The sequence below is a fragment of the Bacillus sp. MYb78 genome, assembly GCF_002975115.1.
GTDB lineage: Bacteria > Bacillota > Bacilli > Bacillales > Bacillaceae_G > Bacillus_A > Bacillus_A cereus.
In genome coordinates this window covers 32319-58480 of record NZ_PCOB01000027.1, presented here as the reverse complement: position 1 = coordinate 58480, position 26162 = coordinate 32319, and the positions used below count along the sequence as shown (strand labels likewise).

Sequence of the window (26162 nt, the reverse complement as noted above, 5' to 3'; positions counted from 1 at the left end):
AACTAAGTTTTTCAATTTCTTTTTTGTCGTTTTCTGCGTTTCCGCATCAGCGACGTTTATTAATTTACCATATACAAACTATTAACGTCAACACTTTTTAATAAAAAGTTCTTTTTCTTACATAACGAATACATTCCTCTGCGTTAGCTACTCTCCGAAATAAACAAAAAATGATTTTATATCTTTCTTCCATCGCCTTTTTTACAACTTCATGAATACGCTCATCTTCAAAATCAAATAAAAGTTCCTCTAACTCTCTCTTTAATATGTATTCCATCTCTTTTCTCTCTTCTTTTGTCAACATCAGCCCAAGCAAATGATCACCTCAATAATTCCTTACGTAACAATAAACGTTTCGCTCATTTTCACTTATTACAATCCTATCATTCATTATATCCACTACTTACGATATTAATCCTTTGTTCTCTTTTTTATATTTACAGCATATATGTAACTGAAAAGGATTGGACAAAGGGGCGTAATATTATGTTTTTCTTTTTTATTACGAGTAAGAGAACTTTTAAACACATTAGCTTAATAGTGATACTTTCCTTATTTACAGCATGGCTACTCTTTTTAAAAACATATTCACATGAATCTGCTTTTTCAACTGCTACAGGTCCTAAAGTAATTTACAAAGGAGATACCGCTAAAAAGCAAGTTGCATTTACGTTTGATATTAGTTGGGGAGACAAAAAAGCAATTCCAATCCTTGATACTCTTAAAGAAAGACAAATTAAGAATGCAACCTTCTTCCTTTCTGCTGCATGGGCCGAAAGACACCCCGATATTGTAGAGCGCATCATGAAAGATGGACACGAAATTGGTAGTATGGGTTACAATTACACATCCTATACTTCTCTAGAGACGAACGAAATAAGACGAGACCTTTTACGAGCACAAGATGTTTTTACAAAACTTGGGGTAAAACAAGTCAAGCTGTTACGTCCACCTAGTGGCGAATTTAACAAGGTAACCCTTAAAATTGCAGAATCACTTGGATACACCGTCGTGCATTGGAGTAATAATTCCAACGATTGGAAAAACCCAGGTGTAAATCACATCGTTTCCACCGTCTCTAATAATTTGAAAGGTGGAGATATTGTCTTATTACACGCATCCGATTCTGCCCTTCAAACAAATAGAGCTTTACCGCTGCTCCTGCAAAAATTAAAAAGTGATGGATATGAGCAAATATCCGTATCACAACTTATTTCCAACACAAGTACGAAAAGTGAAGATGTGAAATAGCTTCGTCCCTACTACTCTTCACGTATAAAAAGCTCTACTACCTTTCAAAAAGGTGGTAGAGCTTTTTTAATCACACCATTTCCAGTAATATAACTGCTGATATATAAAACCTCTCTCTATTAAGCAGATTTACTCGTTTTTCCGATTAAACGATGTAATACAAGTAATTGATATGCATTACATAACAATAGCGGTATAACCATTAAATATAACCAATCTGTATCATTAATCCGAAGCGCCGGTACCCATTCAAGAATCGTTACAACAACCATAAAGAACAGAGCTGGCACAAATGCTTTTTTATTTGTTTCTTTACTTTTTACATAAGCAACAATTGCTCCAAACACAAATAAAATTCCAGCAACAAGTATGTTATTCCCCAATGAGATTTCTCCATTTGCAATAAGTACAGATCTTAAATACACAAAATCAAATAATACGAATGCAATAAAAAAGAGCTGGACTGCATTCCATAAAGACGATGAGCGAAACATCCCTAGTCCAAAACGATGGATTGTTAAATATGCAAAGAATCCCATTTGACTTATAACGCTAAAAATAAATCCTACACCCATCAACCAGAAAGATACCGCTAAAATCTCCTTAACGTCGAAATTTTGAAAAAATTCATTGTACCTGTCCCACTCCAAAACAAAACCAATAATAACTGTGCTAATCCCACCAAGAAACAACGTCGTTAAAAATAGTCGTACCCACTTGCGGCTATTCACAACACATCCCCCATTATCCTTATATTTCTAATTAAATTGTATCAATGACAATTTCAAAAAGCTAGCCATGTTCATGTATAAATTCCTTAAAGATATTTATATTAAAAAGAGAGAACTGTGCTGAAAGGAGTTCCAACTTATGAAACGGATACTATTCATTTTCGTTTCTTCTTTTCTACTTATCGCACTTGTAGCATGCGCACAAGGAAAAGAAACGAAATCCGAACTAGATTACGATCAAACAAAGAAAATGATTGTTGATATTTTAAAAACAGATCAAGGTAAGAAAGCTATTCAAGATGTATTAACTGATGAAAAAATGAAACAAGCACTCATACTAGATGAAACAGTAGTAAAGAAAACGATTGAAGATGCCATGGTATCCAATAAAGGGCAACAATTCTGGGAAAAGCTCTTTAAAGATCCTGAGTTCTCATCAAAGTTTGCTAAAAGTATGGGGAAAGAACAAACCCAATTAATGAAAACCTTATTAAAAGACCCTGAATACCAAGCAGGCGTTATAGAAATTATGAAAAATCCTGAAGTAGAAAAAATGATGTTACAAACAATGAAGAGTAAAGAATACCGTCAATATCTACAACAAGTACTAACAGAAACTACTGAAAGTCCACTCTTCCAAGCCAAGATGATTGATATCATTAGTAAAGGTGTACAAAAGGCTGAAAAAGGTGGATCTGATAAGAAAGAAGCAGGCGGTGACGGCGGTTCTCAAGGCGAGAAGAAGGAAGAACAGTAAAAATAATAACTATAATAACGAGTGGACAATGTATAAATTGTCCACTCGTTATTACTTTATCTTGCTATTAACAGACAAAATGGCCCTCTAGTTAAGCGAAAGGTTTACTAGTTGTTGCCAGTAACAGATGAGCCCCACTGATTAAAGTTTCGCTTTATTTTTGTGTAACAGCTGTTTTATCAATTACTGTTTCAGCTATTTTACTATAAATAATGCCGGTTGTATGTGTATCTTCATATACCGAAGGAGCAAAGTCTTCTTTATTCCAATCGGGTTGTTGCAGTGGAATACGCCCAAGAACATTTGTTTGTAGTTCGGTAGCTAACTTATCTCCCCCACCTCTTCCAAATACATATTCTTTCTCACCAGTTACCTTACTTTCAAAATATGCCATGTTCTCAACAACACCGAGAATACTATGTTCAGTGCGTAATGCCATCGCTCCAGCACGCGCTGCTACAAACGCAGCTGTTGGATGCGGCGTCGTTACAATAATCTCTTTGCAAGATGGCAACATTGAGTGCACATCTAACGCAATATCACCTGTGCCTGGTGGCAAATCTAATACTAAATAATCTAAATCGCCCCATTCTACTTCTGTGAAGAAGTGGTTTAACATTTTCCCAAGCATAGGTCCTCTCCAAATAACTGGTGCATTATCCTCTACAAAGAAGCCCATTGAGATTACCTTTACACCTAAACGTTCCACCGGAATTATCTTATCACCTCTTACGATGGGACGTTTTTCTATCCCCATCATGTCTGGCACACTAAAACCGTAAATGTCCGCATCAATAATACCAACTTTTTTTCCTAAACGAGCTAAAGCAACTGCAAGGTTAACGGAAACGGTTGATTTTCCCACGCCACCTTTTCCACTCGCTACTGCTAAGAATGTCGTTTTTGAATTTGGTGACAATAAAGATTCACTTTGCTCTGCTTCTTGTTCTGGTGCAAACTGAGCTAATTCCTCTTCTGTAAATTCTGCAAAACGAAGTCCAACTGTTGCTGCTCCAAGTTCTTTTAATAACTTTACAATTCCAGACTGCAACTGCATTTGTTCCGCTGTACCAGTTTTTACGATTGCAATTTTGACACTCACATGTTCCTTCTCAGGCTTGACTGTTACCTCTTTAATTGCACTTGTTTCTTTTAATGTTTTATGTAAAAACGGATCTACAATCCCTTCTAACGCTTCAACCACTTGTTCTTTCGTTACCATAATTAGCCCAGCCCCCTGTATGAAAAATAACGTAATGTTAATTGAATTTATCTCTGCTTATTCTTGAAATAAATGCGTTTACATTTCCAGTATAACATATTTTCCGAAAACTTCGTTAACGAGAGAAACTCAAAAAAATCCTCCTTATTCTGGAGGATTTCCTTTTTCCGTGAAATAGCGTAATATACCCCGGTATATTGCAGCCGCTACCTTTTGCTGATATTTCTCCGAATTTAACATATACCTTTCGTTCACATTCGATAAAAAGCCGGCTTCAATTAAAGCACCTGGTGTTTTAGAATACTTTAATAAATACACATGCGAAATTGTCTTAGCAGAACGATTCGTGTTCTCTAAACTTGTTCTCAATTCAGCCTGTATAAATTTTGCAGCACGTTCATTTTCAATTGAAGAGCGGTAATAGAACGTTTGTGCGCCCTTCGATCCACTACTAGTTAAAGCATTTAAATGAATACTTGCAAAAAAGTCTACATCAGGTTTATTGATGATTTCTACACGTTTTTTTAAATCCTCTGCTTTACGTCTACTATATGACTTTGTATCTTTGTTAGCTAAATCATAATCTCCCTCACGCGTTAAAATAACTAGTGCACCTTGTTCTTGTAAATAGTCTTGTACCTTTTTTGTAATTTCAAGCGTAATATCCTTTTCTATAATATCCTTTCCTCCAACAGCCCCTCCATCTGGTCCACCATGACCAGCATCTAATACAATTACTTTCCCTGATAAGGGTAAATTCCAAGCTCGCCACGATTTTGTAATTTGAAATTCTTGTTTGACTAAAAAAAACAATACAACCGCAGCGAGTGCAAAAGAGATAATTCGAATTCTCTTCATACCTTTCCTCCTCCAGCTAGTCCCTCTAATTACTTATATGGGACAAGAGGAAAGTTTATGCTTGTCTTAATGAAGCTTTAATCGATATCTTCTTTCACCTTTTTCATACCCTTCTTGCCACCACAATCCTATAAACTGCTGACAAGATTCAAAAAGTAATTCCTCATCTTTCAACTTTATTTCTCGCATAGTCATACTCGTTAAAAATTGAAATAGCGTTTCAGTTAATTGTTGTTCTTCTTCTAAAGCTCTATATTTCACATCAAAAAACGATTCACCATAATAACCAAATTTACTATATCTCGCTCCTAATAAATAAGATTCTATCCCTAATTCAATACAGTAATCTTCATACTGACGATGAAGCTCTTGCATTTGAAAGGCATCACGAATATTTGAACGTAATGTTTTTAATGATAATTCCCGCAACATCTTCCGCTCGTATTTTAACTGCTTTTCTTTTTGTTTTTCTTGTAAGCTGACAATGACATTCATAGTACTTATAAACCTCCCTAATACGTATTAGTCTAAACTTCTAAAGAAGAAGCATACGCGCGGCGGTAGCACTAAAATATTCCAAGCTATAAAAATTACAAAAGAGGAATGAAACATAAAAAAACCCCAACCAAAATGGTTGGGGTTTGTAGTTCGCAAAAATTAACGTTTTGAGAACTGAGGTGCACGACGTGCGCCTTTAAGACCGTATTTTTTACGCTCTTTCATACGTGCGTCACGAGTTAATAGACCTGCACGTTTTAGTGTTAGACGGTATTCTGGATCAGCTTTTAATAAAGCGCGAGAAATACCGTGACGAATAGCACCAGCTTGACCAGTGTATCCACCACCATTTACGTTTACAAGTACATCGTAGTTACCTAAAGTTTCTGTTGCAACTAGAGGTTGTTTCACTACTTCACGTAATGCAGCAAATGGGATATAGTTTTCAAAATCACGACCGTTAATGATAACGCGTCCTTCGCCTGGAACTAGGCGTACGCGCGCTACTGAACTCTTACGACGTCCAGTGCCATAGTATTGAACCTGTGCCAAAGTAAGCCCTCCTTTAATTAATTATCCGCGAAGTTCGTAAACTTCTGGTTTTTGTGCTTGGTGTGGATGCTCTGCTCCAGCATACACGTTAAGTTTCTTAGAAACTTGACGGCCTAAGCGTCCTTTTGGAAGCATGCCTTTAATTGCAAGCTCTAACATTTGTACAGGGTAGTTTGTACGCATTTCAAGAGCTGTTCTTTGCTTAAGTCCACCTGGGTGGTTAGTGTGACGGTAGTAAATTTTATCGTTTAATTTATTACCTGTTAAATGAATTTTCTCAGCGTTAATAATAATTACATGATCACCCGTGTCAACGTGTGGTGTAAATGTAGGTTTGTTTTTACCACGTAAAATGGATGCTACTTCAGTAGATAGGCGACCTAAAGTTTGACCTTCAGCATCAACCACATACCATTTACGCTCAACTTCGTTAGCTTTTGCCATAAAAGTCGTACGCATGTGTTTCCCTCCTCGTTATCTTTTCCATAGAAAAAATCTATTGTTTATCTTAAACACGATTTCCTTCCGGGGCTAATCGTGGTTTTAGAAACAATACCATATGTTATGATATACTTTTGAGTTTCTAATGTCAAGCAAATGTTACACCAGGATTAGTTGTTATAGTTTACCTCCCATAGGTAAAGCCCATGACCTGGAGCCATCTTTCCAGCAAACTGACGATTTTGTTTCGCTAAAATCTCTGGAATGCTATCAGGATCAAGCTTTCCTTGCCCTACGTTAAGTAACGTACCAACAATAATTCTGACCATATTATATAAAAATCCATTACCTACAAAACGAAAAATTAATTCATCGTCTTGCTCAATTAACTCGATTTCATAAATTGTTCGCACTTTATCTTTTTTGTCAGTTTTTGCCGAACAAAAAGAAGTGAAATCATGCGTTCCAATAAAATACGGAATTGCTTTTCTTATTTTTTTGATTTCGAGCGGATATGGATATTGATATACGTAATTTCTACGGAATACATCCGCAGTCTTTGATAATAATACACGATAACGATATTCTTTTCTCTCGACACCGTAACGTGCATGAAATTCTTCTGTTTTTTTCTCTACTTGCCTAATAACAATATCATCTGGCAACATTGTATTTAAAGCGTTACTCCATTGCCACTCTTCAAGAGACAAAGGAGTATCAAAGTGTATGACTTGTCCTTTTGCATGAACCGTAGAATCTGTTCTACCAGATGCCTGAACACGAACAAGTTCTCCCTTATGCAATTTCTGTAATGCTTTTTCTATCTCCTGTTGAACAGTACGATGCTTCGGCTGAATTTGATAACCACAAAAATGCATGCCATCATATGCAACCGTACATTTTATTCTATCCATTTCTCTATTCTCCATTACGATCGCACCCATGCCAAAATACAAGCTAAACAAAATAAGCTTACAATCGTTACTGTATCGCTTGTTTTCCAGCGTAGTTGCCTAAATTTAGTACGTCCTTCACCACTTTGATATCCACGAGCTTCCATCGCAATAGCTAAGTCCTCTGCACGCTTAAAAGCACTGATAAACAGAGGAACAAGCAGTGAGATAATAGCTTTCATTCTATCTTTTATCGGTCCCCCAGCGAAATCAATACCACGTGATGCTTGTGCTTTCATTATTTTACTCGTTTCATCCATTAATGTCGGAATAAAACGAAGAGAAATTGACATCATTAATGCGATTTCATGAACAGGAACCTTTATACGCTTCAACGGCTTTAATAACGTCTCCAAACCATCTGTAATTTCAATAGGTGTCGTCGTTAACGTTAATAATGTCGTCATTAAAATAATAACGAAGAATCGTACAGAAATGTATATCCCTTGCTCTAATCCTTTTTCATGTATCGAAAACCAACCAAGCTGGAGTAGTACATCCCCCTCTTTATTTGTAAAAATATGCAGGAAAAATGTAAAAAGAAAAATCCATAAAATTGGTTTTAAGCCCGAAAGTACATAACGAATCGGCACTTTTGCAAAAAATAAAGCAATGAGTGCATATAAAAATAAAAATCCATATGAAATCGCATTATTTGCTAAGAAAACAACAAATACATATAAAAAGACAATCAGCAGCTTCGTACGTGGATCAAGTTGATGAATAAGTGAATTCCCCGGGATATATCTCCCAATAATCAACTGCTGCATGATTCATGACCACCTTTTCGTAACACCTGCACAACTTCATGAGTAAGATCCTCTAAAGATAAGGTAGCCTTTGGAATTGAAATACCAAACTTCTCTTCAATTGCACGTTTATACTTTAATGACATAGGAAGATCCACACCAATTTTCTCTAGTTCATCAGCATGTGAAAATACTTCCTCTGCACTTCCTTGCAAAAAGACCGTTCCTTTATGCATAACTACAATCTGCTCCGCATACTGAGCGGCATCCTCCATATTATGCGTTACAAGGATAACTGTAAGCCCCTTCTCCTTATGCAACTTATAAAACATCTGCATAAGTTCGTTCTGCCCTTTTGGATCTAGACCTGCTGTAGGTTCATCTAATACAAGCACTTCAGGTTCCATCGCCAATACACCCGCTATCGCAACACGCCTCATTTGCCCGCCACTTAACTCAAACGGTGAACGTGTTAACAGTTCTGGCTCTAACCCTACAAGTTCAATTGCCTCTCTTGCCTTTTGCTTCGCTTCTTCTACAGATACCCCAAAATTAGTAGGGCCGAAACAAATATCTTTCTCCACAGTCTCTTCAAACAACTGATGTTCTGGGAATTGAAAGACAACCCCTACTTTTTTACGTAGTGGCTTTAGCTTTTTTTCTTTCTTTCCTGCCGAAATCAAATGTTCACCAATTTGAACTGTACCATTTGTCGGCTGCAATAAACCATTTAAATGTTGAATCATCGTCGACTTACCTGAACCAGTATGACCGATAATGGCATAATAGCCCCCACTTGGAAACGACACGTCTACATCATAAAGCGCGCGTCTTTCAAATGGAGTTTTATATTGATAACGATGTTCTACTTTTTGGAATGTAATCTCCAAAGTTCGTTCACCAAGCTTTCCATTGTAAGATGCGTATTTTGCAAAATAATTTCATTTCTTTTTAATAATTCTGCTATTTTCACCGAAAACGGTACATCTAAGCCAATTTCTTGGAGCATATGAGAGGACTTGAAAATTTTCTCTGGAGTCCCTTCCTCTAATATTTCTCCCTTATTTAAAATAATGACACGATCTGACTGTGCCGCTTCTTCTAAATCGTGCGTAATTGATAACACAGTAATACCTTTTTGATTAACAAGTTGTCTAACCGTTTCTACTACTTCACGTCTTCCTTGAGGATCTAACATTGACGTTGCTTCATCTAATATTAAAATAGATGGCTGAAGTGCTAAAACGCCTGCTATTGCCACTCGCTGCTTTTGCCCACCAGATAAGGAATGAGGCTCATCATTAAGAAAATCTTCCATACGGACAAGTCGTAAGGCCTGTTCTAATCTTTCAATCATTTGTTCTCTGGGCATTCCGATATTCTCTAAGCCAAATACAACATCATCTTGCACTGTTGTTCCAACAAATTGATTATCTGGATTTTGAAATACCATTCCAATTTGTTTTCGAACATCCCATACCGTTTCCTCTGATAAAACCATTGAATCATTTACTGTAATAGTCCCTGCTTCCGGCAAAAACAAACCATTCAATAATTTTGCAAGTGTAGACTTTCCTGAACCGTTTTGTCCAATAATAGATACCCATTCTCCCTCATATAAGGAAAATGAAACATCTTTTAATGCATACGTGGCTGCCCCAGGATATTGAAATGATATATTTCCTATCCGAAGTTTCTCTTTTTTCAATAGAAGGCACCCTTTCCTTCGCCAAGCTCGCCTATTTTTATATTTAAAAAAAAGGGCCATGACCAGTTTCTTGAAAAGAACTGTCCTGCCCTTTTAATTATCATTATACTAACTCGATAATTACCATTGGTGCTGCGTCTCCGCGACGTGGACCAATTTTTGCAATACGAGTGTATCCGCCTTGGCGCTCAGCATAGCGTGGAGCTACATCAGCGAATAATTTTTGAAGTGCATCTTGACCAGTCTCAGCGTTAGCTACTTCATTGCGAATGAAAGCTGCTGCTTGACGACGAGCATGAAGATCTCCGCGTTTACCTAAAGTGATCATTTTTTCCACTACAGAACGAAGTTCTTTTGCACGAGTTTCTGTCGTTTGGATGCGCTCGTTGATAATTAAATCAGTAGCTAAGTCACGTAACATAGCTTTACGTTGCGCACTTGTACGGCCTAATTTTCTGTATGCCATTCGTAGTTCCCTCCTTTGTTCATGGGTTTAAATCCTCAGTCGTCTTTACGTAAACCTAAACCTAATTCCTCAAGTTTATGTTTAACTTCTTCTAAGGATTTACGTCCTAAGTTACGAACTTTCATCATATCTTCTTCTGTTTTGTTCGCAAGCTCTTGTACAGTATTAATTCCTGCACGTTTTAGGCAATTATAAGAACGAACAGAAAGGTCTAGTTCTTCGATAGTCATCTCAAGAACTTTCTCTTTTTGATCTTCTTCCTTCTCGACCATAATCTCAGCATTTTGTGCTTCATCAGTTAAACCAACAAAGATATTTAAATGCTCAGTTAAGATTTTGGCACCTAAAGAGATAGCTTCTTTTGGCCCGATGCTTCCATCCGTCCATACATCAAGCGTAAGCTTATCATAATTAGCCACTTGTCCGACACGTGTCTTTTCCACTTGGTAAGTCACACGTGATACTGGAGTATAAATAGAATCAATAGGAATTACTCCTATTGGTTGATCTTCGCTTTTATTTGCATCAGCTGGCGTATACCCACGGCCACGCTTTGCAGTTAAACGCACGCGGAAATGCGCATCTTTTGCTAACGTTGCAATGTGTAAATCTGGATTTAAGATTTCTACATCACTATCGTGAGTAATATCAGCAGCTGTGACAATACCTTCGCCCTGCACATCAATTTCCAACGTCTTCTCTTCTTCAGAGTAGATTTTAAGAGCTAACTTTTTCAAGTTTAAGATGATCGTCGTAACGTCTTCTACTACGCCCTCAACTGTTGAAAATTCATGTAATACGCCATCGATTTGGATAGCAGTAACAGCGGCACCAGGGAGTGAGGATAAAAGAATACGACGTAAGGAGTTACCCAAAGTAGTACCATATCCACGCTCAAGCGGTTCAATTACGAATTTACCATATTTAGCATCTTCGTTAAGTTCAACCGTTTCGATTTTCGGCTTTTCGATTTCAATCATTAACTAAACCCTCCTTCAAAACGTCGAAACCCCGGTTAAACAAAGGTATAACCCCTGTCTAACCGAAAGTCCCCCTTAGGCAGTTCCCGATTGTGCACAACAAGCGATGTTTCTGTACGAAATTTCTCGATAATGCATCATATCCATTATAGACAAAAGGGAAAATTCTATACAGAAAAATTACACACGACGACGTTTTGGCGGACGACATCCATTATGAGGAACTGGAGTAACATCTCTAATTGCTGTTACTTCTAGACCTGCAGCTTGAAGAGCACGAATTGCAGCTTCACGACCAGCACCAGGACCTTTAACAGTAACCTCTAAAGTTTTTAAACCGTGCTCCATTGCAACTTTAGCAGCAGCTTCAGCAGCCATTTGCGCAGCGAATGGAGTAGATTTACGAGATCCACGGAAACCAAGTGCACCAGCACTAGACCAAGAAAGCGCGTTACCGTGAGTATCTGTAAGTGTTACGATTGTGTTGTTGAAAGTAGAACGAATATGAGCTATACCAGCTTCGATATTCTTTTTCACACGTTTTTTACGAGTGTTTGTTTTACGTGCCATTGTTAGTTCAACCTCCTTTACTTATTATTTCTTTTTATTTGCTACTGTACGACGTGGACCTTTACGTGTACGAGCATTGTTTTTAGAATTTTGACCACGAACTGGTAAACCACGACGGTGACGAAGACCACGGTAAGAACCGATCTCCATTAGACGTTTAATGTTAAGAGATACTTCACGACGAAGGTCTCCCTCAACTTTAATACGATCGATAACATCACGGATACGTCCTAATTCGTCTTCCGTTAAATCACGAACTCGTGTTTCTGAAGAAATACCAGCTTCAGTAAGAATTTTTTCAGCAGTTGTGCGACCAATGCCGAATACGTAAGTTAAAGAAATAACAACGCGTTTGTCTCGAGGAATATCTACACCTGCGATACGTGCCATTCTGAATGCACCTCCTTCTGATTAACCTTGTTTTTGTTTATGTTTAGGGTTTTCACAAATAACCATTACTTTTCCACGTCTACGAATAACTTTACATTTTTCGCAGATTGGTTTAACTGACGGTCTTACTTTCATGTCTCGAACCTCCTTAAAGATTACGGAGTGCTATATTATTTAAAACGGTACGTAATACGACCACGATTTAAATCGTACGGAGATAATTCTACCGTAACTTTGTCTCCTGGTAAAATACGAATGAAGTTCATACGGATTTTACCAGAAACGTGAGCCAATACGACATGCCCATTCTCTAATTCTACTTTGAACATAGCATTTGGCAACGTTTCAAGAACGGTACCTTCGACTTCAATTACATCATCTTTAGCCATTCAATAGTTCTCCCTTCTTCAAATCAGTAACATTTTACACTGCTCTGAAATCCCGGAGAGCCAGCTACTTATAAAGTGGTAAGGATTTCGTATCCTGCTTCTGTAAGAGCAATCGTGTGCTCAAAATGGGCACACCATTTACCATCTACCGTTACCACTGTCCAGTCATCAGATAGTGTTTTTACATATCGTCTTCCTTGATTCACCATCGGCTCAACACAGATGACCATTCCCGGCTTTAATCTAGGGCCTCTATTTGGTGGACCATAGTGCGGGATTTGAGGGTCCTCATGTAAGTCTTGCCCGATTCCGTGACCAACATACTCCCTAACGATCGAGAATCCATTCTCTTCAGCATGGGTTTGAACCGCATGTGAGATATTTGATAATCTCTCGCCTGGTTTTACTTGTTCTAGACCAAGATACAACGATTTTTCTGTGACATCAAGTAGCTTTTGAACAGATTCAGAAATGTTTCCAACTGGATACGTCCATGCAGAATCTCCATGGTACCCATTGTATTTCGCACCAATATCGATACTGATGATATCGCCCTCTTTGAGCTTGCGCTTTCCTGGAATTCCGTGTACAAGCTCTTCATTTACAGAAGCACATATGCTCCCCGGAAATCCGTTGTATCCTTTAAAAGATGGCGTAGCACCATATTTTTGAATCGTCTTTTCCGCTATTTGATCGAGCTCTTTCGTTGTAATTCCTGGAGTAATGTGCTGTTTCAACTCTTGATGAGTTAAAGCAACGATTCTGCCAGCTTCTCGCATGATTTCTATCTCGCGAGGAGTTTTGCAGATGATCATTACGCTAAGCCTCCGATGAGAACATCGATATCAGCAAATACTTTATTGATATCTTGCTCACCATTAATGCTTTTTAAGTAACCAAGCTCGTCGTAGAAATCAAGCAAAGGTTTTGTTTGCTTAATATTCACATCTAAACGATTTGCTACAGTTTCTTCATTGTCATCAGAGCGTTGGTATAATTCGCCACCACATTTATCGCACACATCAGCTGTTGCTGGTGGATTGAATTCTAAGTGGTAAGTCGCACCGCACTCTTTACAAATGCGACGGCCTGTAAGGCGTTTTAATAACAACCCTGAATCCACATTAATGTTTAAAACATAGTCGATTTTTTTGCCAAGATCTTTCATAATCTCTTCAAGAGCTGATGCTTGTGCAACAGTTCGTGGGAAACCGTCTAGTAAGAAACCTCTTACGCAGTCTTCTTGACTTAAACGTTCACGAACAATTCCGATTGTAACTTCATCTGGAACAAGTGCACCTTTATCAATAAAAGATTTTGCTTGTAGACCCATTTCAGTTTCAGCCTTCATAGCTGCACGGAACATATCTCCTGTTGAAATGTGAGGGATGTTATACTTGGCTACAATCTGTTCGGCTTGTGTACCTTTACCAGCACCAGGAAGCCCCATTAAAATTAAGTTCATCCTTGTTCCCCCTCAGTACATGAGCATGTAGGGAAGATGGTTCTTCCCACTTACTCACTGCTTGATAAACCCTTTGTAATGGCGTTTTACCAGTTGGCTTTCTAGCTGCTTCATTGTTTCTAAAGCAACGCCGACAACGATTAACATACTCGTTCCACCAATCTGTGCAGATGGAGGAAGATTTCCCAATTTCGTAAAGATAACTGGTAAGATTGCAATCGCTGCTAGGAAAATTGATCCTACAAAGGTCAAACGATACAAGATTTTTGTTAGATATTGTTCTGTATTCTTACCCGGACGAATACCTGGAACATATCCACCTTGCTTGTTTAGATTCTCTGACATTTGCTCTGGATTAACCTGAACAAACGCATAGAAATATGTGAAGGCTACAATGAGCGCAACATATATGATCATTCCCACTGGGTGAGAATAGTTAAAGTTTGCAATAATCCACTGCGATACATCATGTTTCGGGAAGAACTGTGCAATAGTTGGAGGCGTAATTAAGAATGAAACAGCAAAAATGACTGGAATAACACCCGCACTATTTACCTTAAGCGGTAAATGTGTGTTTTGTGCTCCAGCATGATTCCCATTCCCTCCTGTTACACGCTTCGCGTATTGAATTGGGATCTTTCTAACAGCTTGTTGAATGAAAATAACACCAACAATAACTGCTAGCACAGCTAGTAAAATCAATGCAACTTTAACGATACTCATGAACAATTGATCTCCGATATTTTGAAACTGTTGTTGATACACTTGAGATATAACACTTGGGATCGCTGCAGCAATACCGCCAAAGATAAGGATGGAAATACCATTACCCACACCTTTAGCTGTAATCTGTTCGCCTAACCACATTAAAAATGCAGTACCAGCAGTCAGTACCGTAGCAATGTATAAATAAGTGCTCCAACCAGGATTCAAAATTAATTGCCCACCTACCATACCGTTAAAACCGATTGACATACCAAACCCCTGAATAAACGCAAGAACAATTGTAAAGTAACGCGTGAATTGCGTTAGTTTACGACGGCCCATTTCACCTTGCTTCGACCATTCCGAAAATTTAGGAACAACATCCATCTGCAATAATTGCACGATGATGGATGCTGTAATATACGGCATGATTCCCATCGCAAAGATGGAGAAGTTTTTCAAGGCGCCACCGCCAAATGTATTTAGAATACCTAAAGCATTTAATTGGTCTTGTGCTTTCAGTACGTCTCCATTTGTAAATGGCACTGGGATAAACGTGCCAATCCTGAATACGATTAACATCGCTAAAGTGAATAATATTTTACGTCTTATCTCAGCAACGCGCATAAAGTTGGAGATTGTACGAAACATTAGATCACCTCAACTGATCCGCCAGCTGCTTCAATTGCTTCTTTAGCACTTGAAGAGAACTTGTGCGCTTTAACAGTTAGTTTTTTCTCTACTGCTCCGCTTGCAAGAATTTTAACACCGTCGTTTAACTTGCTGATAACGCCAGTTTCCAGCAATAATTCAGGTGTTACTTCTGTACCATCTTCAAAACGATTTAACGTTGATAAGTTTACAATAGTAAACTCTTTACGGTTAATGTTTGTGAAGCCGCGTTTTGGTAAACGACGGAATAATGGAGTTTGACCACCTTCGAAGCCAAGACGAACACCGCCACCAGAACGTGCGTTTTGTCCTTTATGACCTTTACCAGCAGTTTTACCGTTACCAGAACCGATACCACGACCGACACGGTTACGTACTTTACGAGAACCTTCTGCAGGTTTTAATTCATGAAGTTTCATTCCCAGGCACCTCCTTATATTAATGAGTTATCCTTAAGCTTCTTTTACAGTTAAAAGGTGAGAAACTTTGTTGATCATACCAAGAATAGCAGGAGTTTCTTCCTTAACTACAGTTGAATTCAACTTTTTAAGACCTAAAGCTTCTACCGTCGCACGTTGATCTTGTGGACGACCAATTACACTACGAGTGAGGGTAATTTCTAACTTTTTCGCCATTTGTTTTCCCTCCTTAACCTAGTAGCTCTTCTACAGATTTACCGCGTAATTTTGCAACATCTTCAGCGCGCTTAAGTTCGCTTAATCCGTTCACAGTAGCGCGAATCATGTTGATTGGTGTGTTAGAACCAAGAGATTTCGAAAGAATATCTTGTACACCAGCTAATTCAAGTACCGCACGAACAGGTCCACCAGCAATAACACCAGTACCTTCAGCAGCAGGTTTTAAGAATACTTCACCAGCTCCAAAGTGACCGTTGATTGTGTGTGGAATTGTTGTACCAACTAATGGTACAGCGATTAAGTTTTTCTTAGCGTCTTCGATAGCTTTGCGGATTGCGTCTGGTACCTCTTGTGCTTTACCAGTACCGAATCCAACATGACCGTTTTTATCGCCAACTACAACTAGTGCAGCAAAGCGGAAACGACGACCACCCTTAACAACTTTCGCGACACGATTTATCGTAACTACACGTTCTTCAAGTTCTAATTTACTTGGGTCAATGCGATGCATCAATTTTCCCTCCTTTGACCATTAAAATTGTAATCCAGCCTCACGAGCAGCTTCAGCTAGAGCTTTAACACGGCCATGGTATAAGTAACCACCGCGATCAAATACTACTTCTTTAACGCCTTTCTCTACAGCACGCTTAGCAACTGATTCTCCAACTTTCGTAGCAGCTTCAGTATTGCTAGTACCGTTAAGAGCAAGGTCTTTATCAAGAGTAGATGCACTTACTAACGTTACACCATTCACATCATCAATAACTTGAGCGTAAATATGTTGGTTAGAACGGAACACGTTTAAACGTGGACGCTCTGCAGTACCAGTAAGTTTAGCACGTACACGTGCATGTCTTTTCTTACGAGTCGCATTTTTATCAGCTTTAGTGATCATTTTCTTGTCACTCCTTTCTCTCACCTAACGGGTTTACTTAGCAGTTTTACCTTCTTTACGACGAACAACTTCGCCTTCGTAACGAATACCTTTACCTTTGTAAGGCTCAGGAGCACGTACAGCACGGATGTTAGCAGCAAATTCGCCAACACGTTGCTTGTCGATACCTTTAATTACGATTTTAGTTGGTGCAGGTACTTCAACTTCAAGTCCTGCTTCCGGAGTCATTTCTACTGGATGAGAATAACCTACGCTTAAAACAAGTTTATCTCCTTGTTTTTGAGCACGGTAACCAACACCGACTAATTCAAGTCCGCGTGCGAAACCTGCAGTTACACCTTCAACCATGTTTCCGATTAAAGCACGAGTTGTACCGTGTAATGCACGGTGTTCCTTCTGTTCAGATGGACGCTCAACTGTTAGTGTATTTTCTTCAATTTTGATAGACATATCAGCATTGAATTTACGAGTTAATTCACCTTTAGGGCCTTTTACTGTTACAGTATTGTCTTCTGCAATTGTAATAGTAACACCTGCAGGGATTTCAAGAATCTTTTTACCAATACGAGACATGTGGTCACACCTCCGTTCGTTTTAAATATATATTACCAAACGTATGCTACTACTTCTCCACCAGTTTGTAATTGACGAGCGTCTTTGTCTGTCATTACTCCCTTAGATGTAGAAACAAGAGCGATACCTAATCCGTTAAGTACACGTGGTACTTCGTCAGCTTTAGCGTAAACGCGTAAGCCAGGTTTACTGATACGTTTTAATCCAGTGATTACACGTTCATTGTTTGCACCATATTTCAGGAAAATACGAAGGATACCTTGTTTGTTATCCTCGATGTATTCTACATCACGAATGAAACCTTCACGTTTTAAAAGTTCAGCGATCTCTTTTTTGATTTTAGAAGCAGGAACCTCTAATTTCTCATGACGTACCATGTTCGCATTACGGATGCGAGTAAGCATGTCTGCAATTGGATCTGTCATCACCATGTGTTTTACCTCCTTCCCATTTGTGGGTTTTACCAACTAGCTTTTTTAACACCAGGAATTTGACCTTTATATGCAAGTTCACGGAAACAAATACGGCAAAGTTTAAATTTGCGGTATACAGAATGCGGACGACCGCAGCGTTCGCAACGTGTATACTCTTGTACTTTAAACTTAGGAGTACGCTTTTGTTTCGCTATCATAGATTTTTTAGCCACGTTTTCGCCTCCTCTACTTAGCGTTGGCTTCCATTATTTTTGGAATGGCATACCGAATTGTGTTAAAAGTTCACGAGCTTCTTCATCAGTTTTCGCTGTAGTAACGATTACGATGTCCATACCGCGTACTTTGCTTACTTTATCATAATCAATCTCAGGGAAGATAAGTTGCTCTTTAACACCTAATGTGTAGTTCCCACGACCATCGAATGATTTCTTAGAAACACCACGGAAATCACGTACACGTGGTAAAGAAACCGATACTAATTTGTCGAAGAACTCATACATTTGCTCGCCGCGTAAAGTTACTTTCGCACCGATTGGCATACCTTCACGAAGACGGAAACCAGCGATTGATTTTTTAGCACGAGTTACAACAGGTTTTTGACCTGCGATTTGTGTTAATTCTTCTACTGCATTGTCTAAAGCTTTTGAGTTAGATACCGCGTCACCAACACCAGTGTTGATTACGATCTTTTCGATTTTCGGTACTTCCATCACAGATTTATAGTTAAACTTGCTCACTAGAGCAGGAGTAATTTCCTTTTGGAACTTCTCTTTAAGGCGATTCAATGAAGTGACCTCCTTTCTTAAGAAAATTATTTATCTAATAATTCACCAGATTTTTTTGCAATACGAACTTTTTTACCATCTTCTACTTTGAAGCCTACGCGAGTAGGTTCACCTGTTTTCGGATCTAAAATCATAACGTTAGAAACGTGAATAGGTGCTTCTTTAGTAATAATTCCACCTTGTGGATTTAATTGAGATGGCTTAGAGTGTTTTTTAACGATGTTAACACCCTCAACGATAACACGGTTTTGCTTTGGGAAAGCCACAAGGATAACGCCTTGTTTTCCTTTGTCTTTACCAGTGATTACCTGTACTTTATCACCTTTTTTTACATGCATCTTAATTCTGCACCTCCTTAGCAAGGCAATACCTTAAATTATAGAACTTCTGGAGCTAAAGAAACGATCTTCATGAAGTTGCTATCACGTAATTCACGAGCTACTGGTCCGAAGATACGAGTACCACGTGGGCTCTTATCGTCTTTAATGATAACCGCTGCGTTTTCATCAAATTTGATGTAAGAACCGTCCGGACGACGAGCTCCGCTCTTCGTACGTACTACTACTGCTTTAACAACGTCACCTTTTTTAACAACGCCACCTGGTGTTGCTTGTTTTACCGTAGCAACGATAATGTCACCAATGTTAGCATATTTACGACCAGAGCCGCCTAATACTTTAATTGTTAAAAGTTCACGTGCACCAGAGTTGTCAGCAACTTTCAAACGAGATTCTTGTTGGATCATGTTATGAAACCTCCCTTCGGACTAAAAATTCCGATTCGTCTATTTAGATAATAACCGCTTCTTCAACGATTTCAACTAAACGGAAACGCTTAGTAGCAGAAAGCGGGCGAGTTTCCATGATTTTAACGATATCGCCAAGTTTCGCTTGGTTTTGCTCATCATGGGCTTTGTACTTCTTAGAATACTTAACACGTTTTCCGTACAAGGAATGAGTTTTGTAAGTTTCAACTAAAACTGTAATCGTTTTGTCCATTTTGTCAGACACTACACGACCAGTATAAACTTTGCGTTGGTTACGTTCGCTCACTATGCAAACCTCCCCTCAATTTATCGATTAATTCCGATCTCTCTTTCACGAACTACAGTTTTCATACGAGCAATTGCTTTACGCACTTCACGAATGCGAGTTGGATTCTCTAATTGTCCTGTAGCAAGTTGGAAGCGAAGATTAAACAACTCTTCCTTTAAAGCTTTAACTTTTGTTTCGATTTCGGCAGTGGTTAATTCACGAATATCATTAGTTTTCATTAGATTCACCACCATTTTCTTCACGTTTTACGAATTTACATTTCACAGGTAACTTGTGAGCTGCAAGACGTAATGCTTCGCGTGCTACCTCTTCAGATACACCCGCGATTTCGAACATAATTTTCCCAGGTTTTACTACTGCTACCCAGCCTTCTGGTGCCCCTTTACCGGAACCCATACGTACTTCTAGAGGTTTTGCAGTGTAAGGTTTAGAAGGGAAAATTTTAATCCATACTTTACCGCCACGTTTCATGTAACGAGTCATTGCACGACGAGCAGCTTCGATTTGACGGTTTGTAATCCATGAAGCAGCTTGTGCTTGTAAACCGAATTCACCGAAAGCAACTTCAGTTCCACCTTTAGCACGACCACGCATTTTACCACGATGCTCTCTACGATATTTTACGCGTTTTGGCATTAACATATTATTTTCCTCCTTCCTCAGAAGCTTTCTTTTTTGTAGGAAGGACTTCTCCACGGTAGATCCATACTTTTACGCCTAATTTACCGTATGTTGTATCAGCTTCAACTGCTGCATAGTCAATATCAGCGCGAAGTGTATGAAGTGGAACAGTTCCTTCACTGTAAGATTCTGCACGAGCGATATCAGCTCCGCCAAGACGACCAGAAACCTGTGTTTTAATACCTTTAGCACCTGCACGCATAGCACGTTGAATAACTTGCTTTTGTGCACGACGGAATGATACACGGTTTTCTAATTGACGAGCGATGTTTTCGCCTACTAATTTAGCGTTAAGATCAGCTCTCTTAACTTCTAAAATGTTGATGTGTACACGCTTGCCTGTTAATTGGTTAAGAGCTTTACGAAGTGCTTCAACTTCAGTACCACCTTTACCAATTACCATACCAGGTTTTGCAGTGTGAATTGTAACATTTACACGATTTGCTGCACGTTCGATTTCTACTTTAGCAACAGCAGAATCTTTTAAGCGTACATTAATGTACTCACGGATTTTGATGTCTTCATGTAATAATGTAGCGTAATCTTTCTCAGCGAACCAACGAGATTCCCAGTCACGGATAACACCGACACGAAGACCAATTGGATTAACCTTTTGACCCATCGATTATCCCTCCTTCTTTTCTGATACCACAACTGTAATGTGGCTTGTGCGTTTGTTAATTTGGCTTGCACGACCCATTGCACGTGGACGGAAACGTTTCAACGTTGGACCTTCGTCAACGAAGACTTTTTCAACAACTAGGTTGTTAATGTCCATCTCATAATTGTGCTCTGCATTTGCGATTGCAGATTTTAAAACTTTTTCTACAACTGGAGAAGCAGTTTTTGGTGTGTGGTTAAGGATAGCAATCGCTTCACCCACTTGCTTACCTCGGATTAAGTCTACTACTAAACGAACTTTACGAGGAGCAATACGAACTGTTCTCGCTACTGCTTTAGCTTGCATTGAAGTGCCTCCTCTCATTATCTTCTAGTTTTCTTATCGTCAGCAAGGTGACCTTTATACGTACGAGTTGGTGCGAATTCACCTAACTTATGGCCAACCATATCCTCAGTGATGTACACAGGTACGTGTTTACGACCATCATATACAGCGATTGTGTGTCCGATGAACTGAGGGAAGATTGTTGAACGGCGAGACCAAGTTTTAACAACTTGTTTTTGCTCAGATGCAACTAATTTTTCCATTTTGCTCATTAAGTGATCATCGACAAATGGTCCTTTTTTTAAGCTACGAGCCATTTTGGTGCCTCCCTTCGTGATTGGCGTACGGTTCTAGAAATGAACCGTACTACAATCCCATTATTTTTTACGACGACGAACGATGAATTTGTCAGACGCTTTGTTTTTCTTACGAGTCTTGAATCCAAGAGTTGGTTTACCCCATGGAGACATTGGAGACTTACGTCCGATTGGAGAACGTCCTTCACCACCACCGTGTGGGTGATCAACCGGGTTCATTACAGAACCACGAACTGTTGGGCGTTTACCTAACCAGCGAGAGCGACCTGCTTTACCGATTTTAATAAGTTCGTGTTGTTCGTTACCTACTTGACCGATTGAAGCGCGACAAGCAGATAATACAAGACGTACTTCACCAGAAGTTAAACGTACAAGTACGTATTTACCTTCTTTACCAAGTACTTGAGCAGATGTACCAGCAGAACGAACTAATTGTCCGCCACGACCAGGCTTAAGCTCGATGTTATGAACAACAGTACCTACTGGAATGTTGATTAATGGTAATGCGTTACCGATTTTGATGTCAGCTTCTGGGCCAGACATAACTTCCATACCTACTTCTAAAGATTTAGGAGCAAGAATGTAACGTTTTTCACCGTCAACGTAGTTAATTAATGCGATATTCGCAGAGCGGTTTGGATCGTATTCGATCGTAGCAACGCGTCCTGGAATTCCATCTTTGTTACGCTTAAAGTCGATGATACGGTATTGACGCTTATGTCCGCCACCTTGATGACGTACAGTAATTTTACCTTGGTTATTACGACCAGCCTTCTTGCTTAAAGGAGCAAGTAATGACTTTTCGGGTCTGTCAGTCGTGATTTCAGCGAAATCATTCGTAGTCATATTACGACGACCGTTAGTAGTTGGATTATACTTTTTAATTCCCATCTCAATTTCCCTCCTTCTTTAGTAAGAATTAAACGCCTTGGAAGATTTCGATTTCTTTGCTGTCAGCAGTTAGCTTAACGATTGCTTTACGACGACGGCTAGTAAAACCAGCGTGACGACCAACGCGTTTTGCTTTCGGCTTGTAGTTCATGATGTTCACTTTTTCTACTTTAACACCAAAGATCGCTTCAAGAGCATCTTTAACTTCTGTTTTATTAGATTTAACGTCCACATCGAACGTGTATTTTTTTTCAGCCATCATTTCCATAGAACGTTCAGTGATAACTGGGCGCTTAATGATATCACGAGGATCTCTCATTATGCAAGCACCTCCTCTACTTTTTCCACTGCCGCTTTTGTCATGATTAGCTTATCATGATGAAGCACGTCTAAAACGTTTACGCCATCAGCAGTGATTACTGTTACTCCAGGGATATTGCGAGCAGATAACTCTACAGATTCGTTTGCATCAGCAGTTACGATAAGAGCTTTCTTCTCAACAGTTAATCCTTTAAGTACTGCTAGCATGTCTTTTGTTTTTGGTGCATTTAACACTAGGTCTTCAAGAACTACAATGTTGTTCTCAACTACTTTAGTAGCTAATGCAGATTTGATTGCTAAACGACGAACTTTCTTAGGAAGTTTGTACGCATAGCTTCTTGGTGTAGGTCCGAATACCGTACCACCACCACGCCATTGAGGAGAGCGGATAGACCCTTGACGAGCACGTCCAGTTCCTTTTTGACGCCATGGTTTACGACCACCACCGCGAACTTCAGAGCGAGTTTTTACTTTGTGTGTACCTTGACGTAAAGATGCACGTTGCATCATTACAGCTTCGAAAAGTACAGCTTCATTTGGTTCGATACCGAAAATAGCTTCAGCTAATTCGATTTCACCAACCTGTGAACCAGTTTGGTTATATACAGTAACTTTTGGCATTGGAATTCCTCCTTCCTATTGTGAATTATTTGCTAACCTTCACAGCGCCTTGAACAACTACAAGAGATTTCTTAGCACCTGGAACGTTACCTTTTACTAGTAATAAGTTGCGCTCAGTGTCAACTTGAACGATTTCTAAGTTTTGGATAGTAACTTGGTCTCCACCCATACGTCCAGCAAGTTTTTTGCCTTTGAATACACGGTTCGGAGCAACTGGGCCCATTGAACCTGGACGACGGTGATAGCGAGAACCATGAGACATAGGTCCGCGAGATTGTCCGTGGCGTTTGATAACACCTTGGAAACCTTTACCTTTAGAAATTCCTGTTACGTCAACGATTTCACCTGCAGCGAAAACTTCAACTTTTACCTCTTGACCAACCTCTAATCCGTCCACGTCTGCATCGCGGATTTCGCGAATGAAGCGCTTAGGAGTTGTAGATGCTTTAGCAGTGTGGCCTTGTTCAGGTTTGTTAGTTAACTTTTCACGCTTATCTTCAAATCCTAACTGGATTGCATTGTAGCCATCAGTTTCAGTTGTTTTCTTTTGAAGAACAACGTTTGGATTAGCAGCGATAACTGTTACTGGGATTAACTCACCGTTCTCAGCAAATACTTGAGTCATACCGATCTTTCTTCCTAAGATTCCTTTGGTCATGAGTTACACCTCCTACATTTTTAAGTTATATAATTTATAGTTTGATTTCGATATCTACACCAGACGGTAAGTCTAAACGCATTAATGAATCTACTGTTTGTGGAGTAGGACTCACGATATCGATTAAACGTTTGTGTGTGCGCATTTCGAATTGCTCACGAGAATCTTTGTACTTATGAACAGCACGAAGAATTGTGTAAATAGTCTTCTCAGTTGGTAATGGGATCGGACCAGAAACTGTTGCCCCAGAACGCTTAGCTGTTTCTACAATTTTCTCAGCTGATTGATCAAGAATACGGTGATCATAAGCTTTTAAACGGATACGAATTTTTTCTTTTGCCATTATTTTCCCTCCTTCGTTCGCCTATTTCTAAAATAGACCTTCTCCATGGAAATTTCCCCACACCATGCCATGGCAAAGCGGCCGGGTGTGTCAGCAACCTTCCACTTCATCGCAGTCAAAGACCAACATTGTCTATTATACAATGTTATTCGTCTAGATGCAAGCATCTTTTTGTTTGCATCTGCTTTTCTCTACTTTTGCTATTATACATGGCACTTTAAAGAATTTCAAGTTTTCATCTAACAGAATTCGTTTTACAGTTTCTGGATTATCTTTTGTTGTTTTTATATTACTATAGAAGAAACTCGTCAAAACAAAAAAAACACACTCTTCTTCTTTATATAAACGCAAACAAAAAACCTAAGGGAAAATCCCTTAGGTTTTTTTATATCAGCTAAGATTACTCAACGATAGTAGCAACTACACCGTAACCTACTGTACGTCCACCTTCACGAATAGAGAATTTAGTTCCCTCTTCGATAGCGATTGGAGCGATAAGTTCGATAGTCATTTCGATGTTGTCACCAGGCATTACCATTTCAGTACCTTCTGGTAATTGGATGATACCAGTTACGTCAGTTGTACGGAAGTAGAACTGAGGACGGTAGTTAGCGAAGAATGGAGTGTGACGTCCACCTTCTTCTTTAGATAATACGAAAACTTCAGCTTTGAATTTAGCGTGTGCTTTTACAGAGCCAGTTTTAGCAAGAACTTGTCCACGTTGGATGTCTTCACGAGCAACCCCACGAAGAAGAGCACCGATGTTGTCTCCAGCTTGAGCTTGGTCAAGAAGTTTACGGAACATTTCTACACCAGTTACAGTTGTAGAAGCATTCTCTTCAGCAAGACCGATGATTTCTACTACGTCACCAACTTTAACGATTCCGCGCTCTACACGACCAGTTGCAACTGTACCACGACCTGTGATAGAGAATACATCCTCGATAGGCATTAAGAATGGTTTGTCAGTTTCACGTTCTGGAGTTGGGATGTAAGCATCAACTTCAGTCATTAATTCAATGATTTTTGCTTCCCAATCAGCTTCTCCTTGAAGAGCTTTAAGAGCAGAACCTTTGATTACAGGAATGTCGTCGCCTGGGAATCCGTATTCAGATAATAGGTCACGAACTTCCATTTCTACTAATTCTAATAATTCTTCGTCGTCTACCATGTCGCATTTGTTTAAGAATACAACGATGTAAGGAACACCTACTTGACGAGAAAGAAGGATGTGCTCACGTGTTTGAGGCATTGGGCCATCAGCAGCAGATACTACTAAGATACCGCCGTCCATTTGAGCAGCACCAGTGATCATGTTTTTAACATAGTCAGCGTGACCTGGGCAGTCAACGTGTGCATAGTGACGAGTTTCAGTTTCGTACTCAACGTGTGCAGTTGAGATTGTGATTCCGCGCTCTCTTTCTTCTGGAGCAGCGTCGATTTGATCGTATCCGCGTGCTTCAGCACCACCAGCTTTTGCAAGAACTGTAGTGATCGCAGCAGTTAATGTAGTTTTACCATGGTCAACGTGGCCGATTGTACCGATGTTAACATGGGGTTTAGAACGTTCGAATTTAGCTTTAGCCATTCTAAATTCCTCCTTAGTTTATATAGGTTATTTTATATTTAGACTAGAAAGCGAAACTT

44 protein-coding genes are annotated in these 26162 nt (G+C 39.2%); 2 read left to right on the top strand and 42 right to left on the bottom strand.

Features of this window, described 5'->3' with window-relative positions; all coding sequences use genetic code 11:
• Nucleotides 1–97: 97 nt before the first annotated feature.
• Nucleotides 98–316 carry a hypothetical protein gene (locus CQ064_RS29565; protein ID WP_000901145.1) on the bottom strand — a complete coding sequence of 73 codons (219 nt, stop codon included), beginning with the start codon at nt 314–316 and terminating at the stop codon, nt 98–100.
• Nucleotides 317–486: 170 nt separating this feature from the next.
• On the opposite strand from CQ064_RS29565, the gene pdaB reads away from it, so the two are divergent.
• Nucleotides 487–1251: a polysaccharide deacetylase family sporulation protein PdaB gene (gene pdaB, locus CQ064_RS29560; protein ID WP_000464718.1), complete on the top strand. Its 765-nt coding sequence runs from the start codon at nt 487–489 to the stop codon at nt 1249–1251.
• A gap of 119 nt (nt 1252–1370) precedes the next feature.
• Here pdaB and kbaA read toward each other — a convergent pair whose 3' ends face one another.
• Nucleotides 1371–1982 (bottom strand): KinB signaling pathway activation protein KbaA, encoded by a 612-nt coding sequence (gene kbaA, locus CQ064_RS29555; RefSeq protein ID WP_001088531.1) that lies wholly within the window; start codon nt 1980–1982, stop codon nt 1371–1373.
• A 139-nt stretch (nt 1983–2121) separates the two neighbouring features.
• Between kbaA and gerD the strand changes: the two genes are divergently transcribed.
• A complete protein-coding gene (gene gerD / locus CQ064_RS29550; RefSeq protein ID WP_000821603.1) occupies nt 2122–2739 on the top strand; it encodes a spore germination lipoprotein GerD in 618 nt (205 codons plus the stop codon).
• Nucleotides 2740–2893: 154 nt separating this feature from the next.
• Here the strand turns inward: gerD and CQ064_RS29545 are convergent, their stop codons facing one another.
• From CQ064_RS29545 to tuf, 40 genes are all read right to left on the bottom strand, one after another.
• Nucleotides 2894–3961, bottom strand: a complete 1068-nt coding sequence (locus tag CQ064_RS29545) for an Mrp/NBP35 family ATP-binding protein (protein WP_000256623.1) — start codon at nt 3959–3961, stop codon at nt 2894–2896.
• Between the two features lie 144 nt (nt 3962–4105).
• Nucleotides 4106–4819, bottom strand: coding sequence for an N-acetylmuramoyl-L-alanine amidase CwlD (gene cwlD / locus CQ064_RS29540; protein ID WP_000822439.1), 714 nt, complete (start codon nt 4817–4819; stop codon nt 4106–4108).
• A 66-nt stretch (nt 4820–4885) separates the two neighbouring features.
• Complete coding sequence (locus CQ064_RS29535; RefSeq protein WP_001101005.1) at nt 4886–5314, bottom strand: DUF2521 family protein; 429 nt, start codon at nt 5312–5314, stop codon at nt 4886–4888.
• A gap of 162 nt (nt 5315–5476) precedes the next feature.
• Entirely contained in the window at nt 5477–5869 is a 393-nt protein-coding gene (gene rpsI, locus CQ064_RS29530; RefSeq protein ID WP_000079986.1) for a 30S ribosomal protein S9, read from the bottom strand.
• 21 nt (nt 5870–5890) lie between these two features.
• Nucleotides 5891–6328, bottom strand: a complete 438-nt coding sequence (rplM, locus tag CQ064_RS29525; protein ID WP_001260795.1) for a 50S ribosomal protein L13 — start codon at nt 6326–6328, stop codon at nt 5891–5893.
• Nucleotides 6329–6480: 152 nt separating this feature from the next.
• Nucleotides 6481–7224 (bottom strand): tRNA pseudouridine(38-40) synthase TruA, encoded by a 744-nt coding sequence (truA, locus tag CQ064_RS29520; protein WP_015055073.1) that lies wholly within the window; start codon nt 7222–7224, stop codon nt 6481–6483.
• 14 nt (nt 7225–7238) lie between these two features.
• Nucleotides 7239–8033, bottom strand: coding sequence for an energy-coupling factor transporter transmembrane component T family protein (locus CQ064_RS29515; RefSeq protein WP_001186530.1), 795 nt, complete (start codon nt 8031–8033; stop codon nt 7239–7241).
• The gene (locus CQ064_RS29510) at nt 8021–8902 is read right to left on the bottom strand and encodes an energy-coupling factor ABC transporter ATP-binding protein (protein WP_000406539.1); all 882 of its coding nucleotides are present in this window, start codon (nt 8900–8902) and stop codon (nt 8021–8023) included. Before CQ064_RS29510 ends, CQ064_RS29515 begins: the two co-directional genes overlap by 13 nt.
• Complete coding sequence (locus tag CQ064_RS29505) at nt 8878–9720, bottom strand: energy-coupling factor ABC transporter ATP-binding protein (protein WP_000711762.1); 843 nt, start codon at nt 9718–9720, stop codon at nt 8878–8880. The genes CQ064_RS29510 and CQ064_RS29505 overlap by 25 nt, the downstream gene beginning before the upstream one ends.
• Before the next feature lie 103 nt (nt 9721–9823).
• Complete coding sequence (gene rplQ, locus CQ064_RS29500; RefSeq protein ID WP_000331490.1) at nt 9824–10186, bottom strand: 50S ribosomal protein L17; 363 nt, start codon at nt 10184–10186, stop codon at nt 9824–9826.
• Nucleotides 10187–10221: 35 nt separating this feature from the next.
• Nucleotides 10222–11166, bottom strand: coding sequence for a DNA-directed RNA polymerase subunit alpha (locus CQ064_RS29495; protein ID WP_000569643.1), 945 nt, complete (start codon nt 11164–11166; stop codon nt 10222–10224).
• 180 nt (nt 11167–11346) lie between these two features.
• On the bottom strand, nt 11347–11736 hold the full coding sequence (gene rpsK / locus CQ064_RS29490) for a 30S ribosomal protein S11 (protein ID WP_000101797.1): 390 nt from the start codon (nt 11734–11736) through the stop codon (nt 11347–11349).
• Nucleotides 11737–11760: 24 nt separating this feature from the next.
• A complete protein-coding gene (gene rpsM, locus CQ064_RS29485) occupies nt 11761–12126 on the bottom strand; it encodes a 30S ribosomal protein S13 (RefSeq protein ID WP_000090792.1) in 366 nt (121 codons plus the stop codon).
• A gap of 21 nt (nt 12127–12147) precedes the next feature.
• On the bottom strand, nt 12148–12261 hold the full coding sequence (gene rpmJ / locus CQ064_RS29480; protein ID WP_000868344.1) for a 50S ribosomal protein L36: 114 nt from the start codon (nt 12259–12261) through the stop codon (nt 12148–12150).
• A gap of 35 nt (nt 12262–12296) precedes the next feature.
• Nucleotides 12297–12515 carry a translation initiation factor IF-1 gene (gene infA, locus CQ064_RS29475; RefSeq protein WP_001029884.1) on the bottom strand — a complete coding sequence of 73 codons (219 nt, stop codon included), beginning with the start codon at nt 12513–12515 and terminating at the stop codon, nt 12297–12299.
• A 68-nt stretch (nt 12516–12583) separates the two neighbouring features.
• The gene (gene map, locus CQ064_RS29470; RefSeq protein ID WP_000582539.1) at nt 12584–13330 is read right to left on the bottom strand and encodes a type I methionyl aminopeptidase; all 747 of its coding nucleotides are present in this window, start codon (nt 13328–13330) and stop codon (nt 12584–12586) included.
• Nucleotides 13330–13980 (bottom strand): adenylate kinase, encoded by a 651-nt coding sequence (locus CQ064_RS29465; protein WP_001048997.1) that lies wholly within the window; start codon nt 13978–13980, stop codon nt 13330–13332. Before CQ064_RS29465 ends, map begins: the two co-directional genes overlap by 1 nt.
• 54 nt (nt 13981–14034) lie before the next feature.
• Entirely contained in the window at nt 14035–15336 is a 1302-nt protein-coding gene (secY, locus tag CQ064_RS29460; protein WP_000490118.1) for a preprotein translocase subunit SecY, read from the bottom strand.
• A complete protein-coding gene (rplO, locus tag CQ064_RS29455) occupies nt 15336–15776 on the bottom strand; it encodes a 50S ribosomal protein L15 (RefSeq protein ID WP_000766083.1) in 441 nt (146 codons plus the stop codon). Before rplO ends, secY begins: the two co-directional genes overlap by 1 nt.
• Nucleotides 15777–15809: 33 nt before the next feature.
• Entirely contained in the window at nt 15810–15992 is a 183-nt protein-coding gene (gene rpmD, locus CQ064_RS29450) for a 50S ribosomal protein L30 (protein ID WP_001085233.1), read from the bottom strand.
• Nucleotides 15993–16005: 13 nt separating this feature from the next.
• Entirely contained in the window at nt 16006–16506 is a 501-nt protein-coding gene (gene rpsE / locus CQ064_RS29445) for a 30S ribosomal protein S5 (protein WP_000554646.1), read from the bottom strand.
• Between the two features lie 21 nt (nt 16507–16527).
• The gene (rplR, locus tag CQ064_RS29440; RefSeq protein WP_000628818.1) at nt 16528–16890 is read right to left on the bottom strand and encodes a 50S ribosomal protein L18; all 363 of its coding nucleotides are present in this window, start codon (nt 16888–16890) and stop codon (nt 16528–16530) included.
• A 33-nt stretch (nt 16891–16923) separates the two neighbouring features.
• The gene (gene rplF / locus CQ064_RS29435) at nt 16924–17463 is read right to left on the bottom strand and encodes a 50S ribosomal protein L6 (protein WP_000086551.1); all 540 of its coding nucleotides are present in this window, start codon (nt 17461–17463) and stop codon (nt 16924–16926) included.
• Nucleotides 17464–17495: 32 nt separating this feature from the next.
• Nucleotides 17496–17894 carry a 30S ribosomal protein S8 gene (gene rpsH / locus CQ064_RS29430; protein ID WP_000245511.1) on the bottom strand — a complete coding sequence of 133 codons (399 nt, stop codon included), beginning with the start codon at nt 17892–17894 and terminating at the stop codon, nt 17496–17498.
• Between the two features lie 29 nt (nt 17895–17923).
• Nucleotides 17924–18109, bottom strand: a complete 186-nt coding sequence (gene rpsN / locus CQ064_RS29425) for a 30S ribosomal protein S14 (protein ID WP_001085700.1) — start codon at nt 18107–18109, stop codon at nt 17924–17926.
• A 33-nt stretch (nt 18110–18142) separates the two neighbouring features.
• Complete coding sequence (rplE, locus tag CQ064_RS29420) at nt 18143–18682, bottom strand: 50S ribosomal protein L5 (protein WP_001080829.1); 540 nt, start codon at nt 18680–18682, stop codon at nt 18143–18145.
• A 26-nt stretch (nt 18683–18708) separates the two neighbouring features.
• Nucleotides 18709–19020, bottom strand: a complete 312-nt coding sequence (gene rplX / locus CQ064_RS29415) for a 50S ribosomal protein L24 (RefSeq protein WP_000558200.1) — start codon at nt 19018–19020, stop codon at nt 18709–18711.
• Nucleotides 19021–19058: 38 nt separating this feature from the next.
• A complete protein-coding gene (rplN, locus tag CQ064_RS29410) occupies nt 19059–19427 on the bottom strand; it encodes a 50S ribosomal protein L14 (RefSeq protein ID WP_000615912.1) in 369 nt (122 codons plus the stop codon).
• Nucleotides 19428–19470: 43 nt separating this feature from the next.
• Nucleotides 19471–19734 carry a 30S ribosomal protein S17 gene (gene rpsQ / locus CQ064_RS29405; protein WP_000004106.1) on the bottom strand — a complete coding sequence of 88 codons (264 nt, stop codon included), beginning with the start codon at nt 19732–19734 and terminating at the stop codon, nt 19471–19473.
• A gap of 20 nt (nt 19735–19754) precedes the next feature.
• The gene (gene rpmC, locus CQ064_RS29400; protein WP_000855718.1) at nt 19755–19955 is read right to left on the bottom strand and encodes a 50S ribosomal protein L29; all 201 of its coding nucleotides are present in this window, start codon (nt 19953–19955) and stop codon (nt 19755–19757) included.
• Entirely contained in the window at nt 19945–20379 is a 435-nt protein-coding gene (rplP, locus tag CQ064_RS29395; protein WP_000928971.1) for a 50S ribosomal protein L16, read from the bottom strand. Before rplP ends, rpmC begins: the two co-directional genes overlap by 11 nt.
• Before the next feature lies 1 nt (nt 20380).
• Nucleotides 20381–21040 (bottom strand): 30S ribosomal protein S3, encoded by a 660-nt coding sequence (rpsC, locus tag CQ064_RS29390; protein ID WP_000529956.1) that lies wholly within the window; start codon nt 21038–21040, stop codon nt 20381–20383.
• A gap of 3 nt (nt 21041–21043) precedes the next feature.
• Complete coding sequence (gene rplV / locus CQ064_RS29385) at nt 21044–21385, bottom strand: 50S ribosomal protein L22 (protein WP_001148024.1); 342 nt, start codon at nt 21383–21385, stop codon at nt 21044–21046.
• 17 nt (nt 21386–21402) lie between these two features.
• Nucleotides 21403–21681, bottom strand: coding sequence for a 30S ribosomal protein S19 (rpsS, locus tag CQ064_RS29380; RefSeq protein WP_000124454.1), 279 nt, complete (start codon nt 21679–21681; stop codon nt 21403–21405).
• Between the two features lie 60 nt (nt 21682–21741).
• Entirely contained in the window at nt 21742–22572 is an 831-nt protein-coding gene (gene rplB, locus CQ064_RS29375; RefSeq protein WP_000511583.1) for a 50S ribosomal protein L2, read from the bottom strand.
• A gap of 28 nt (nt 22573–22600) precedes the next feature.
• Nucleotides 22601–22891, bottom strand: coding sequence for a 50S ribosomal protein L23 (rplW, locus tag CQ064_RS29370; RefSeq protein WP_001205558.1), 291 nt, complete (start codon nt 22889–22891; stop codon nt 22601–22603).
• The gene (gene rplD, locus CQ064_RS29365) at nt 22891–23514 is read right to left on the bottom strand and encodes a 50S ribosomal protein L4 (protein ID WP_001127258.1); all 624 of its coding nucleotides are present in this window, start codon (nt 23512–23514) and stop codon (nt 22891–22893) included. The genes rplW and rplD overlap by 1 nt, the downstream gene beginning before the upstream one ends.
• A 25-nt stretch (nt 23515–23539) precedes the next feature.
• The gene (gene rplC, locus CQ064_RS29360) at nt 23540–24172 is read right to left on the bottom strand and encodes a 50S ribosomal protein L3 (RefSeq protein ID WP_000160209.1); all 633 of its coding nucleotides are present in this window, start codon (nt 24170–24172) and stop codon (nt 23540–23542) included.
• Between the two features lie 34 nt (nt 24173–24206).
• Nucleotides 24207–24515 carry a 30S ribosomal protein S10 gene (gene rpsJ, locus CQ064_RS29355; protein ID WP_001040595.1) on the bottom strand — a complete coding sequence of 103 codons (309 nt, stop codon included), beginning with the start codon at nt 24513–24515 and terminating at the stop codon, nt 24207–24209.
• A 400-nt stretch (nt 24516–24915) separates the two neighbouring features.
• Nucleotides 24916–26103: an elongation factor Tu gene (tuf, locus tag CQ064_RS29345; protein ID WP_001029617.1), complete on the bottom strand. Its 1188-nt coding sequence runs from the start codon at nt 26101–26103 to the stop codon at nt 24916–24918.
• Nucleotides 26104–26162: the final 59 nt, after the last annotated feature.